We start from the raw sequence: 13,430 nt of genomic DNA on the forward strand, positions 1-13,430 counted from the left end.
TCAAGTAAACGGGAAGTCGTTTACCAGATGCGCACGCGATCTTCCGGCGCGAGGTAGAGCGCATTGTCCGGCGTCACGCCGAACGCGTCGTACCATTCGTCCAGGTTCCGCACGATACCGTTGACGCGGTAGTAGGGCGGGGAGTGCGGGTCGGTCATCAGCTGCTGGCGCTGTGCCTCGTCGCGATACTTCGAGCGCCACACCTGGGCCCATGCCATGAAGAAGCGCTGGTCGCCGGTCAGGCCGTTGATCACCGGGGCTTCCTTGCCGTCGAGCGACAGCTTGTAGGCGCGGTAGGCGAGCGACAGGCCACCGAGGTCGCCGATGTTCTCGCCGAGGGTCAGGCGGCCGTTCACGCAGGTCGTGCCATCGTCCAGCGGGCAGTAGCCATTGTACTGCGTTGCCAGCTTGTCGCCGAGCGCGCGGAAGGCGGCCTTGTCTTCTTCGGTCCACCAGTCGGCCAGCACGCCATTGGCGTCGAACTTGGCGCCCTGGTCGTCGAAGCCGTGACCCATTTCGTGGCCGATGACGCCGCCGATGGCGCCATAGTTCACGGCCGGGTCAGCCGAGATGTTGAAGAAGGGCGGCTGCAGGATGGCGGCCGGGAAGACGATCTCGTTATACGCCGGGTTATAGTAGGCGTTGACCGTCTGCGGCGTCATGAACCATTCGGACTTGTCCGGTTCCGTGCCGAGGCGCGAGATGTTGTCGTCGATCTGCCACTGGATCGCGGCGATCGCATTGTCGACGGCGTTGTTGCCAACGGTCAGCGTTTCGAACGTCTTGAACTTGTCCGGATAGCCGATCTTCGGGTTAAAGGCGTCGAGCTTTTCCTCGGCCTTCACCTTGGTCACATCGCTCATCCAGGACAGGTCTTCGAGGTTCGCCGCCATGGCCGTGCGCAGGTTCTTCACCAGCTTGTCCATTTCGGACTTGTTTTCCGGCGGGAAGTAACGCTCGACGAACACCTGGCCGATGGCTTCACCCAGGATGCCCTGCGTTGCGGAGACCGCCCGCTGCCAGCGCTCGCGCTGCTGCGGCTGGCCGCTCAGCGTGGTGCCGTAGAAGGCGAAGTTCGCATCGTCGATTTCCTTCGGCAGGACGCCGGCGAAATCGGACATGAAGTGTGCCGACATGTACGCCTTCCAGGTGTCCAGCGGCGTGTCCGACATCAGCTTGAACAGGGCCGGGAAGCCACCGCCGAGTTTGGCGGCATCTTCCGCCGAGAGGCCGGCGGCATCGAGTTCTTCCTGGGTCGGTGGAATTTCGGCCACGAGATAGTTGGACTCGCCGGCAACGCCGGTCGCTTCCAGCATGCGCAGGGCCGGGAAGCTGCCTGCCATGGCGAGGAAGTCTTCCTTGCTCACCTTATTGTAGGTGATTTCCGGGTTGCGCGCGAGGGCGCGGTCCCAGTCTGCCTTGGCGATTTCGGTTTCGAAGGCCAGCACCTTGGCGGCCATTTCGCCGGCATTCTCATAGCCGGCCTTGCCGAGCATGAAGGTCAGGAGCTCAAGATACTTGTCGCGGATCTCGACCGATTTGTCGTCGGTCTTGAAATAGTATTCGCGGTCCGGCAGGCCCATGCCGCCGATTCCCATCTGGAAGATGTACGTGTCCGGATCCTTGTCATCAACGAACACGAAGCCGCCGACCGGGGTCGAGAAGCCGGGCTTGGGGAACAGATCGGCGAGGTCGTCGAGCGACGACACGGCCTGGATCTCGTCGAGATAGGGCTGCACCGGGGCGAGGCCGGCAGCCTCGATCGCGTCGGTGTTGAGGTAGGCGTTATAGAACGCGGCAATCTTGCCTTCCGACGTGTCGGTCGACGGTTCGGCGGAAGCAAGGTCTTCGATGATCTTGCGCACGCGCTGCTCGGATTTCTCGCGCAGCAGGTCGAAGGCGCCGAAGCGGACCTTGTCGTCCGGAATGACGAAGCTTTCCTGCCACTTGCCATTGGTCCAGGTGTAGAAATCGTCGCCCGGCGTCACGGCCGTGTTCTGGACGCTGGTGTCGATGCCCCAGCTGCCCCAGTAGTCGGGGGAGGTGAGTTCGAGGCCGTCGGCGGTCTCATACTTGCCATCGGCATTCGCGACGGGCGGGGCCGTCACTGTTTCGGGCGCTTTGGTCGCCTTGGGGGTACAGCCCGCGAGCAACGCAACGGCTGCGGCGCCCATCAACAGGTGTTTCATCACTGGTTTCTCTCCTTGTTTAAAACACCGGACCCCGCGCGCCAACGCAGGGTACGGCTTTGTCATGACTGGTAGCAGATCATTCTGCCGGTGCCATCTGGCCACCCCCACCTTCGTGGCGTGTGCCGATCAATTCTTCTTCATCGATTGTCACATGGCCGCTATAGCCGTCGCCGATATGCCGGAACGGCGCGCCGCCCCAGGTCCAGGCGAAGACCCGCTTGATCTCCGCACCGATGACATACATCGCCGGCACCAGGAACAACGAGATGAACAGCGCGAACCCGACCGCCGAGCCCAATGCCACAAGCATCGGTTTCAGGAACTGCGCCTGAACTGAACGCTGCGACAGCAGCGGCAGGATGCCCACCATCGTGGTCAGCGAAGTCAGCAGGATCGGGCGGAAGCGCGAAACGCCTGCATCGATCAGGGCCTGCACGGCGCCTGCGCCTTCATCCCGTCGCTTGTTCACGTAATCGATCAGCACGAGGTTGTCGTTGATGACGACCCCCGCCGCCGCGGCGATGCCGAAGAAGGAGAACAGCGCCATCGGCGTGTTCCACAGCCACAGGCCGAACAGTGCGCCTGCATAGGCAAACGGCAGGGCCATCATCAGCAGCAGTGGCTGGGCATATGACCGGAAAGCAATCGCCAGCAGGATGTACATTGCGCCGATCGCGATCAGCGAAAGCCGTCCGATCTCGGCCAGGAAGAGGTTTTCCTCCTCGAACCCGCCGGCTTCGCCGCGCTTGATGTCCGGGAACCGCTTCTGGAATTCCGGCCAGAAATTGGCTTCCATGTCTTCCATGATCTGCCCGCGGGCGCCTTCGCCCTTCACTTCTGCGAAGACATAGACCGAGCGAATGCGGTCGCGGCGCTGAATCCGGTTGATGCCCGGCGCATAGGTGAAATCCGCTACTTCCGTCACCGGGATTTCACGCCCGTCAGGGGTCCGAACGCGTAGCGAGTTCAGGCTGTCCAGGCTTTCACGGGCCGCTTCCGGCAGGCGCACCATGACGCGCACGTCATCACCTTCGCGCGGCAACCTCTGGACTTCCTCGCCATAGTAGGCCTGGCGCAGCTGGTTGGAGACGTCGGCAAGGGTAATTCCCAGTGTCTCTGCACCCGGCTTCAGCGCGATCTGGATCTCCTCGGCGGCGGACGAGAGGTTGTCGCCGATGTCATAGGTGTTGGAATAGGTCGCCAGGTGCGCTTTCAGGTAATCCGCCGCGTCCCGAAGGCGGTCGAGATCTTGGTGGCTCAGTGCGAAGCGGACGCCGGTGTCGTTGTCATTGAACGTGAACGCGAAATTGATATCCTCCGCATCCTGAATTTCGCCTGTATTATCGCGCAGGATCTCGGCGAGGTCCTTGGACCGGATGCTTTCCGGCCGGTCTTCCGGCGCAGCGAGACCGACAAAGGCCCGCACATTTGTGCCATAGGCGATCACAGAGGCGTCGCGGATCAGGCCGTCCTTGACCTCGGGGTGCTCGTCCCGGGTCTGCTGCTCACTCTTTTCGATTCCCGCCTGCAGCTGGTCGCGGACCTGGATCAGGCGCTCATAAGGTGTGCCGTCGGGCATTGAAATCTGCACCTGGATCAGGTCCGCCTCGATTTCCGGCATGAACTTGAACGGCACGATCTTCATTGAGAAGAGGCTGGAGGCGAGCCAGAACAGGCACAGGAAAAGCGCCGCTGTCGCATAGCGATACTTCAGCGCAAGTTCCAGCACCGGCTTGTAAATGTTCTGCGCGAACCAGAGCAGGCTGTCGGCGATCCGGCGCTGCAGCTTCATCAGTGTGCCGCTTGCTCCATCGAAGCTCTGCTTCTTCATGTGTGCAAGGTGCGAAGGCAGGATCAGCATGCATTCCACAATGGAAAAGATCAGCGCGGCGACGACAACGAATGTGATCTGCTGCGTGAACTGACGCTCCGGGCCGCTAAGAAAGGCCCAGGGCAGGAAGGCTATGATCGTAGTCAAAACGCCGAAGATCACCGGCTTCAGCACCATCTGGGTACCGACAATGGCAGCATCGATTCCCTGCCGTCGTCCGCTCTCGACCTCTCGGTGAATGTTCTCGCCGACGACGATCGCGTCATCCACGATAACCCCGATCACCAGCAGCACGGCAAATGTGGAGAGAACGTTCCATGATACGCCGAGATAAGGCAGCAGCAGGATTCCGCCGCCAAAGGCGGTGAAGATGCCGACAGTCACCCACAGCGCCACGATCGGGCGCAGGAACAACAGCAGCACGATCATAACGAGTACAGCGCCCTGCATGGCCGAGGACGTGATGAGATGCATACGATCGTTGAACGCCTCGGAATCGTCCCAGAGCACGTCCAGTTTCACGCCCTGCGGAAGAATGCCGGTTTTAGGGTCGTTGGCGCGCTCGACATAGTCCCGGATGTTCTTGGTGTATTTGACGATGTCCATCTTGTCCGGGCCGGGCATCATGATGAATGCCGTCGGTTGGCCGTCATAGATCGCGCTGAACTTGTCCGAGACGAAGCCGTCAATAACAGTCGCGACGTCCTCCACACGGATCGTACCTTCATCCGAAGACTGACGGATGATGATGTTGTTAAACTGGTCTTCGGTGTCGGCCAGCTGGCGTGCCGTGATGGCGACGTCACCCGTGGAGGACTCAATCCGGCCACCGGATGAGTTCAACGAGGACCGGCGGATAGCGGTGGCGACATCGCCGAAGCTCAGGCCGAAGCGGCGCAGGGCCTGCTCGGAAACCTCGATGTTCACCTGTTCGTCCAGAGTGCCTTGCAGCTGGGCGAGCTCGCCGCCCGGCAGCTGCGCGATGTCGTCGCGGATCCGGTCGGACAGGCGCTTCAGCTCACGGCCTTCGATGTTGCCATGAAGGGCGAGTCCCATGTATTGCTGCCGCTGTTCCCAGCGCGTCACCTGAGGCTGGAAGGCGGCCTGCGGAATATTATTGATCTGGTCGACGCGCAGTTTCACCTCATCGAGAAACTGGATCATATCGACATCGTTCTGGCCTTCGATATTGACCCAGCCGGAGCCTTCTGCCGATGTCGAGGTGATGCGCTTCAGGCCGTCGATATCGGCGACCGCCTCCTCGATGCGCATGACGATCTGCTCTTCGATATCCTGCGGCGAGGCGCCGGGCCAGGCGACGGAAACCGTTGCACCATTGAAAGTTCCGGCCGGGAACATTTCCCGTTCCATCGCCGTGTAACCGAAAATGCCGCCGACGAAACAGATGATCATTAGAAGGTTTGCGGCGACCGCGTTGCGGGCAAACCAGGCGACAATCCCGTTCATTCGTCAGTTCCCTCCTGGCCGGAAACCGCCATCACGGTTTCTTCGGTCTTACCTTCATCCGTGTCGGATTTAGGTTCGTAGGTCTTGATCGTGCCGTCCGGCAGGCGTTCCATGACGGTGATGTTCATGCCGTCGAACGCCGCCTGGATCGGGCTGGTAACGGCGTATTCGCCCGGCGCGATGCCGGCGCGGACATAAGCGCCATCCGGATCGGAATAAATGAGGTCCACCTTGCGGATCGACAGTTTGCCTGTGTCCGGCACGCCGATGAACAAGCGGTCGTCGCCGCGCAGTGCCGCGCGGGGCGCGATCAGCACGTCGTGAATGGTCGCGCCCTCAATGTGGGCGGACACGAACAGGCCGGGAGCCATCGGCGCACCGTCGTCGGCGCCCGCGCCGTATGGATCCTTCAGTTCGGCGATCACGTTGATCTGGCGCGTCTGCGTGTTCAACGCAGCGGCCGTGCGCACGACCTCGCCGGTCCAGTGACGCTTGATGCCGCCAACCATGGCCGAGAAGACCACTTCCGGGCCGGGATGCTCCGCCGTCGGGGCAAAGGCGAGCGGCAGGCCGAGCCGGCCCATTTCCTCATCGTTCAGCGGCAGCGACACTTCCACGACATCGTTGGCAAAGATGCGGCCGAGCGACTGGCCGGCGGCAACCACCTGGCCGATGTCGACATTCCGTTCACGGACACGTCCGGAGAAGGGGGCATACACCGCCGTCCGGTCGAGGGCGAGCTGTGCTTCCTTCAGCTGGGCATTGGCGGCGTCGAGCGAGGCGCGTGCTTCGGCCAGCTGCGGTTCGCGGCGGGCGAGGGGCGAGGCATTGTCGAGGCCGAGGTCTTCGATGTCCTGGCGCGCCAGCTCCGCTTCCGCAGTCTCGCGGGCGAGGCGCTGCTCGGCGCTGGCAACAGTCGACTGGGCGCGCACGACGGCGAGTTCATAGTCGGCCGCCTCGACGCGGACCAGCAACTGGCCCTTCTTGATGAAGCCGCCATCAATGAAGTCCGGCGAGACATAGGAGATGCGGCCCGAAATCTGCGGCGCGACCACGATTTCGCGCTTGGGGCGGACTTCGCCCTGCGACTCCACCGAGATCTGGAGGTCGCCGCGGCGCACCTGTTCGGCAAACACATTCAGGCCGACGCGCGCCTCTTCGGCTTTTTCCGGCTTCGGCTTCAGCGCCTGCAGCACGACGGTGCCTCCGACGCCGAGACTGACGAGGATGGCAATGGGGGCGGCGATGGCAATGATACGGGCCATTCTGGGGAACTCCTGGGGGCTACTCTTCCGCGACGTCGGCGGGAAGGGGGGCTTCGGCAGCTGCTGCGACGGGCAGGCCGCCGCCGAGGGCAAGGTGGTATGAGATCCGGTTCGCGGCGCGGCTGGACCGGACCGAGATCAGCTGGCTTTCAGCCGTGATGCGGCGCGTCTGCGCGTCGATCAGGTTGAAGATCGTGATGGTACCGCTGGTATATTGCCGCTCAGCCAGCTCTTCAGCAAGTTTTGCTTCTTCCAGAGAGCGGGACTGGGCGTCTTCCTGCGTCGCCAGCAGCGTGTCTGCAGCCAGCGCATTCTCGACTTCCGACCAGGCGGACAGGGCCGCGCTGGCATAGTTCGCCACGGCGCTTTCCGCTTGCGCCACAGCAGCGTCGCGCTGGGCATCGAGCCGGCCGCCATGGAAGAGCGGCAGGGTCAGTCCGCCGATCAGGCGGGCAGCGATCAGCTCCGGATCGAACACATCGCCGATGTCGGTCGACGTGTTGCCGGCGCTCGCGGTGAAGCGCAGCGAGGGCAGCATGGCGAGCCGGGCCTGTTCGGCGCGCAGGCCGGCGGCTTCGACGCGCGCTTCCTGCGCGGCGATATCGGGCCGGCGCGACAGCATCAGGGCCGGGTTTCCGTCCGGCACGATCATCGGCAGGACCGGGATCGCTGCCGGCGCATCCAGTTCCGCCGCCGGATAGCGGCCGAGCAGGATTTCGAGCCGGCGGGCGGCTTCCCCGGAGAACTGGCGGCGGGCCGCAATCGCGGCTTCGGCATTGGCCAGCGCGCTGCGGGCGGTGCGCACGTCCAGTGCTTCCGCCAGGCCGCGCTGGAAGCGGCGCTCGGTCAGCAGGCGCACGCGGTCGCGCGCGTCATAGGTCTGTTCAGCGAGGTGTTCCTGCGCCCGGGCCTCGTTGAGACTGATCCAGGCAATCGCCGCCTGCGCGGCGAGGGAAAGCTCTGCGGCGGCAAGGTCGGCCTCGCTCGCCGAATAGTCGGCCTGCGCGGCGCGGACGCTGGCGCCGATGCGGCCCCAGAGGTCCGCTTCCCAGCTCGCATCCACGCTGAGGCCATAGGATTCCGAATTGATCCGGTCAGCCGGGGTGCCGGTGGACGTGCCGCCGGCGGACAGCGACGCGTCGATGTTCGGCCGCCCGGCTGAGCGGGCAACCCGCGTCTGCGCCTCGGCGGCGCGCACGGCGGCCTCGCGGGCGCGCAAGGTGGGGTTGTGGGCGAGTGCTTCGGCGACCAGAGAGGTCATGACCGGGTCATTGAACTGGCTCAGCCAGTCACCCTGGACGGCCTCGCCGGCAACGCCACGGGCCACCCAATCAGCGGGTGCGTCGGGCGCAACAGCAAAAAATTCAACGGGTTCGCCCGCCAGGCTGCCAATTTTTGCCGGCGAAGACGCACATGCCGCAAGAATAGCCGTGCTCGCGAAAAGGATTGATCGTTTCATGCCTGAGGCATTTCTCCGTGTTTACCCTGCAGTGCGTTACGCTCGCTCTATTCGACTGTCAATGAGGAATTATCGATTTTCAATAATTACATTGCGAACAGGGTGCAGGGTGCTCGCAGACAGCATACGAAGCCGGGGGGTTGGCAGATCGCACCTCTCACGATAGCGGCTTAACGAGACGTGCACGGCCATGCAGGAGCGGCCCGGAGGCCAGATGAGCGACGTGGTTTCCTCTGCAGCGCAGACGCGGGTCCGGCGCGCAACCGGCCTCAGGACGCGCGATTTCGGCGTGCTGCTCGCGATATTCGCCACCGTCCTGCTGTTGATGCTGGTAACCGGCGCAACCGGCCCCCTGGAGGCCATCGCCGGGGTGCTCGCGGCGGCGGCCGTCTCGGCGGCCTATTTTGTCGGCTCAGCGGTCATTTCCCCGCCGGATGCGGAGACTGACGGCGTGGCCGCCAGCCTCCCGCCCAGCCCGGCCATTTCCGTCATTCCGCTGAAAAGCCTGCCGCTGCCGGCCTTCGAGATCGACCTCGACGGGCGCATCGTCGCGTTCAATGCCGAGGCGGAGGACGTCCTGCGCCTCGATGGCCGCGTGCGCCCGCGCGCCAGCACGGTGATCCGCTCGCCTGTCCTGCTGTCCGCCATCGACGATGCTGTCCGAACGCCGTCCGACACGCCCGCTGCCGTCGATGTTGAGGTCGGGCCCGACGAGACCTGGCGGGCCTATCTCTCCCGCCCGCCCCAGGCCGAGCGCATCCTCGTCGTGCTGGAAGACCTGTCCCCGCTGCGCCGCGCCGCACGTTCGCGTTCGGACTTCATCGCCAATGCCAGCCATGAACTGCGCACGCCGCTGACGGCGCTCTCCGGTTTTATCGAGACCATGCGTGGCCCGGCCAAGGACGATCCGGAAAGCTGGGGCCGGTTCCTCGACATCATGGCCATCGAAGCCGAACGCATGTCGCGCCTTATCGCTGACCTATTGTCCCTGTCGCGCATCGAGTCGTCCGAACAGGTCGCCCCGCGCGACCGGATCAGCCTGCGCGACATCCTCAGGGCCGGCGCCTCGGCACTCGAAGGCTTTGCCGAGGATCGCGGTATCCGCCTCAACGTGGTCGTGCCGGCCGAGCCGCTGCATGTCATCGGCAATTATGACGAACTGATCCAGGTCGTCGAAAACCTCGTTTCCAATGCGATCAAGTATTCCCGGCCCGGCGGCACTGTTACCGTCACCGTCGGCACAGCCTCCGATACCCAGCAGGGCAGGGCGACTGCCGCGCAGGCCTGGCCCGAGAGCGACCGGATGACCCTGATCCAGACGGTCGCCCGCGTCGGCACGTCCGATCCGGCTGTCTGGCTGCGTGTCGAGGATGAAGGTCCGGGCATCGAGCGCGAACACCTGCCGCGGCTCGGCGAACGCTTCTACCGGACCGATCAGAGCCGTGGCGGCAAGATCACCGGCACGGGCCTCGGCCTTGCCATCGTCAAGCACATCATGGCCCACCATCGCGGCGGCATGGCTGTCGAGACCCGCCTGGGGCAGGGCACGGCTTTCGGTGTCTGGATGCCGGCGGCGAAGCCGGAAGCGGCAGCGTCCTAGAGGTCGTGTCCGCGGCGGGCGGCGTCGAACCAGTCGGTCAGCACATCGCCCGGCATGCTCGTGAAGTCATGCATCCAGGACGGAAGCGACTGGATCATCTCAGCCGTATCGCCCCAGCGGCGCAGGTTCACATCGGCTGCGGCATGGAAGGCGTCGCGCAGGCGGTTCTCGTTCAGCGGTTCGGTGCCGCCGAAACCGGCTACGCCCATCATGCTTTTCTGCATGACCAGCGTGGTTTCGAGCGTCGCGGCGGTGATCGTCAGCGCGGTGCGCCACGGGGCCATCCAGAGATCCATCATACGGCGCTCCTTTCGAGGTCGTAATGTAACAGTACTGTCTAATGCTGCATTGCACAACAAGACTCATGCCAAAGGCGGCGCAGGCGCCTTTTCCAAGGAAAACAGGTGCCTGCGTGCGTTTGTGACCCGGCCTAGTACCAGCTGCGCAGTCCCAGCACGAACCAGGTCTGGTCCGCGTCGCCCCCGCCGGCCTCGATCCAGTCAGACGTCGCCCCGAACGCGCTGTGCTGTTCCACGCCGATATAGGGCGCGAATTCCCGCTTGATTTCATAGCGCAGGCGCAGCCCGGCCTGCAGGCTGGTCAGCCCGCTGCCAAGCTCGCGTTCGGGAATCTCCTCTGCTGAAAACGCGGCGGCCAGCCGCGGCTGCAGGAACAGCCTCTGCGTCAGGCGCAACTCGTATTCGGCCTCGATTTCGGCAGTCAGGTCGCCTTCCTCGCTGAGGAAAGCTGCCCCGTCGATTTCGAACCAGTAGGGCGCCAGCCCCTGGAAGCCCAGCACAGCATGGGCGAGGCCGTCCGGCTCGAAATCATAGCGCACGCCCGTCTGCAGATCGAAATAGCGCGAAATGGCGTGCGACCAGAGCAACTGCACATCGGCTTCCTCGACCTCGCCGGCGTCGAAATTGTATTCGCCCTCGGTCTTCAGCCACACCTTGTTGAGATCGCCGCCATACCAGAGGCCCGCGTCCCAGACGCCGGTTTCCTCATCGTCCGTAAACTGAACTTCCCCCTGGTTCAGCATGAACATGACGAAGCGTGACGACCCATGGTGCATCTGCATGTGCTGGCGGACGGCGTCCATCTCAGCCGGGTCGAAATAGCCATCGGCCTGCGACCACGGCTTGTCGCCGGTTGCGGCGCCGTGGCCGGAATGGTCCTGCGCCATGGCGCGCAGGCAAAGCGCGACGCACGCGAGTGCGGTAAAACAGAATTTGCGCATCATTCCATCTCCCCATGCATGTCTTCCATGCGCTTGTCCTTTTCCTTCGCTTTGTCCGCAGACGGCAGGACCGAGACGACCTGCATCATGCCGGCATGCATGTGGTAGAGCAGGTGGCAGTGGAGCGCCCAGTCGCCGACATGCTCGGCCGACACGTCGAAGGAGAGTTTTTCCGCCGGCTTCACGATCACCGTATGCTTGCGCGGGCAATGATCGCCGCCGCCGTTTACAAGATCGAAGAACATGCCGTGCAGGTGGATCGGGTGCGGCATCATCGTGTTGTTGATCAGCGTCACGCGCAGGCGCTCGCCTTCATGGAACACGATGGCCTCTTTCACCTCGGAGAACCTCACCCCATCGAACGACCACATATAGCGTTCCATGTTGGAGGTGAGGTGGATCTCGATTTCCCGGCCCGGCGGGCGCAGGTCCGGATTACGCTCCAGGCTGCGCAGCTGCGAATAGCGCATCACGCGGTGGCCCACATCTTCGAGGCCGGTCCCCGGCTCATTCAGCCGGCTCACCGGCATCATCGCGACATTGGCGACGCCGGGGCCGGGGGAGATGTCCTTTGTCTCGACCGGCCAGCTCGCATCGTCCATCATTCCGTGTCCGGAGTGGTCCACCTCCATGCCGCTCATGTCATGACCGGAATGATCCATGCCCTCCATGTCATGCCCCATGGCCCCATGATCCATGGCGCCGTGGTCCATACCCATGTCCTTCATGGTCAGCGTCGGGACGGCGCGCAGGGCAGGGGCGTCCGCCCGCATGCCGGGGTGCGGCCCGAACGTCGCGACCGCCTGGCCGGAGCGGTCGATGCTCTCGGCCACAAAGGCAAAGGCCCGGTCGTCCGTCGGCTGAATGATCACATCATAGGTTTCCGCCACACCCATCTGGAACTCATCGACTTCCAGCGGCTGCACAGTCAGGCCGTCGGCTGCGACAATCGTCATCGGCAGGCCGGGCATGCGCACATTGAAGATCGTCATCGCCGAGGCATTGATGATCCTGAGGCGCACGCGCTCGCCGGGCTGGAACACGCCGTTCCAGTTGTCCGCCGTTGCATGGCCGTTGATCAGGTAGTGATAGGTCGCACCGGTCACGTCGGCGATGTCGCGCGGCGACATCCGCATCTGGCCCCACATCTCCCGATCGGCCCAGGCGGCGCCAAGGCCGCGGGCCTTCGCATCGGCGAGGAAGTCGCCCATCGTCCGCTGCTGGTAGTTATAGGCATCGCTCACCTTCTTGAGCTTGGCGAACACGCGATACGGGTTCTCGAACGTCCAGTCCGACAGCACCAGCACATATTCCCGGTCATAGGCCACTGGATCGTGATGGTGCGGATCGATGATGATCGGCCCGTAATGCCCCTGCTGCTCCTGCAGGCCGGAATGGGAGTGGTACCAATAGGTGCCCGACTGGGGCACGGCATATTTGTAGGTGAACGTCTCGCCCGGCCGGATGCCGGGAAAGGTCACGCCCGGCACGCCGTCCATCTGGAACGGCACCAGCAAGCCGTGCCAGTGGATGCTGGTATCTTCCTCCAGCGTATTGGTGACATTGAGCGTGATCTCGTCGCCCTCGCGAAACCGGATCAGCGGCGCGGGCAGGGTGCCGTTGACGCCCACCGCTTCGCCGGCGCGCCCGTCGATCTGCACCGGGAAGCGGCCGACGGAGAGATTGAATTCCGTGGCGGTGTCCGGCCTGAGGCCGGTATTGCCGCCGCTGGCGCTGCGCGCCCATGCGGGCAGGAGCGTGGCGGGCAGCAGGGACGAGAGGCCCGTAAGGGCGCCGCCCTGCAGGAAAAGACGTCGGCTGAACATGGAAATCCTTCTGAATCGGAAAACGGGAGAAGCGAGGCGCGCGCCGTCAGGGGCGCGCCGGGCCGTCCGGTCTCAATTCAGGAAGCGGGTCTTCAGCTGCAGCGGTGTTCGTCGCGGCGGGGCGTGCGATTCATAGGCCTGCCGCGGCGCGGGACCGGCATCAAACGAAGGCGGCCCGATGGCCTCCACCATCTGGAACAGGACCGGCGTTGGCGCCGCGAGGATGACCGGTGCCGGTGCCGGCTGCACCATCTGGAACAGCGGCGCCTTGCCTGACTGGCAGTGCGGACAGGTCGACTCATCGTGAACCGGCGCACCGGCCTCCTCGCAGGCATGGCCGCCAGCCATCTCGTGCGTTATGGCCATGCCCGCAGGCTCCGGCGTGCCGGCCAGCGCACAGGCACACAGCGCCTGCTGTGCGGCAAAGAACAGGATAAGGCCCGTCAACAGGATGCTGCGAAACATCGTCATCTGCCGTGATGGATACACCGGCTCGACACGTCAGGCAAAGTCACAACAATGTTGCCCCGTTTTCGCCGTTTGCGAATGC

The 13,430-nt window shown here is 63.9% G+C and carries 9 protein-coding genes; 1 reads left to right on the forward strand and 8 read right to left on the reverse strand.

Annotation, left to right across the window (positions count from 1 at the left end):
* Positions 1 to 20: 20 nt before the first annotated feature.
* From R3C13_RS14140 to R3C13_RS14155, 4 genes are all read right to left on the reverse strand, one after another.
* Positions 21 to 2,189 (reverse strand): M13 family metallopeptidase, encoded by a 2,169-nt coding sequence (locus tag R3C13_RS14140; protein WP_371311483.1) that lies wholly within the window; start codon positions 2,187 to 2,189, stop codon positions 21 to 23.
* Positions 2,190 to 2,268: 79 nt separating this feature from the next.
* Complete coding sequence (locus R3C13_RS14145; protein WP_371311484.1) at positions 2,269 to 5,490, reverse strand: efflux RND transporter permease subunit; 3,222 nt, start codon at positions 5,488 to 5,490, stop codon at positions 2,269 to 2,271.
* Entirely contained in the window at positions 5,487 to 6,755 is a 1,269-nt protein-coding gene (locus R3C13_RS14150; protein ID WP_371311485.1) for an efflux RND transporter periplasmic adaptor subunit, read from the reverse strand. The genes R3C13_RS14145 and R3C13_RS14150 overlap by 4 nt, the downstream gene beginning before the upstream one ends.
* Before the next feature lie 19 nt (positions 6,756 to 6,774).
* Positions 6,775 to 8,214, reverse strand: a complete 1,440-nt coding sequence (locus R3C13_RS14155) for an efflux transporter outer membrane subunit (RefSeq protein ID WP_371311486.1) — start codon at positions 8,212 to 8,214, stop codon at positions 6,775 to 6,777.
* Between the two features lie 214 nt (positions 8,215 to 8,428).
* On the opposite strand from R3C13_RS14155, the gene R3C13_RS14160 reads away from it, so the two are divergent.
* Positions 8,429 to 9,814 (forward strand): sensor histidine kinase, encoded by a 1,386-nt coding sequence (locus R3C13_RS14160; protein ID WP_371311487.1) that lies wholly within the window; start codon positions 8,429 to 8,431, stop codon positions 9,812 to 9,814.
* On the opposite strand, the gene R3C13_RS14165 is transcribed toward R3C13_RS14160, so the two are convergent.
* The 4 genes from R3C13_RS14165 to R3C13_RS14180 all read right to left on the reverse strand — a co-directional run bounded on the left by R3C13_RS14165 (position 9,811) and on the right by R3C13_RS14180 (position 13,345).
* Positions 9,811 to 10,113 carry a hypothetical protein gene (locus R3C13_RS14165; protein WP_371311488.1) on the reverse strand — a complete coding sequence of 101 codons (303 nt, stop codon included), beginning with the start codon at positions 10,111 to 10,113 and terminating at the stop codon, positions 9,811 to 9,813. The genes R3C13_RS14160 and R3C13_RS14165 overlap by 4 nt on opposite strands.
* A gap of 131 nt (positions 10,114 to 10,244) precedes the next feature.
* Positions 10,245 to 11,054, reverse strand: a complete 810-nt coding sequence (locus tag R3C13_RS14170) for a copper resistance protein B (protein ID WP_371311489.1) — start codon at positions 11,052 to 11,054, stop codon at positions 10,245 to 10,247.
* The gene (locus tag R3C13_RS14175) at positions 11,054 to 12,880 is read right to left on the reverse strand and encodes a copper resistance system multicopper oxidase (RefSeq protein ID WP_371311490.1); all 1,827 of its coding nucleotides are present in this window, start codon (positions 12,878 to 12,880) and stop codon (positions 11,054 to 11,056) included. The genes R3C13_RS14170 and R3C13_RS14175 overlap by 1 nt, the downstream gene beginning before the upstream one ends.
* Before the next feature lie 72 nt (positions 12,881 to 12,952).
* The gene (locus tag R3C13_RS14180; RefSeq protein ID WP_371311491.1) at positions 12,953 to 13,345 is read right to left on the reverse strand and encodes a hypothetical protein; all 393 of its coding nucleotides are present in this window, start codon (positions 13,343 to 13,345) and stop codon (positions 12,953 to 12,955) included.
* Positions 13,346 to 13,430 lie beyond the last annotated feature (85 nt).

It is taken from the genome of Hyphomonas sp., assembly GCF_041398385.1.
Lineage (GTDB): Bacteria > Pseudomonadota > Alphaproteobacteria > Caulobacterales > Hyphomonadaceae > Hyphomonas.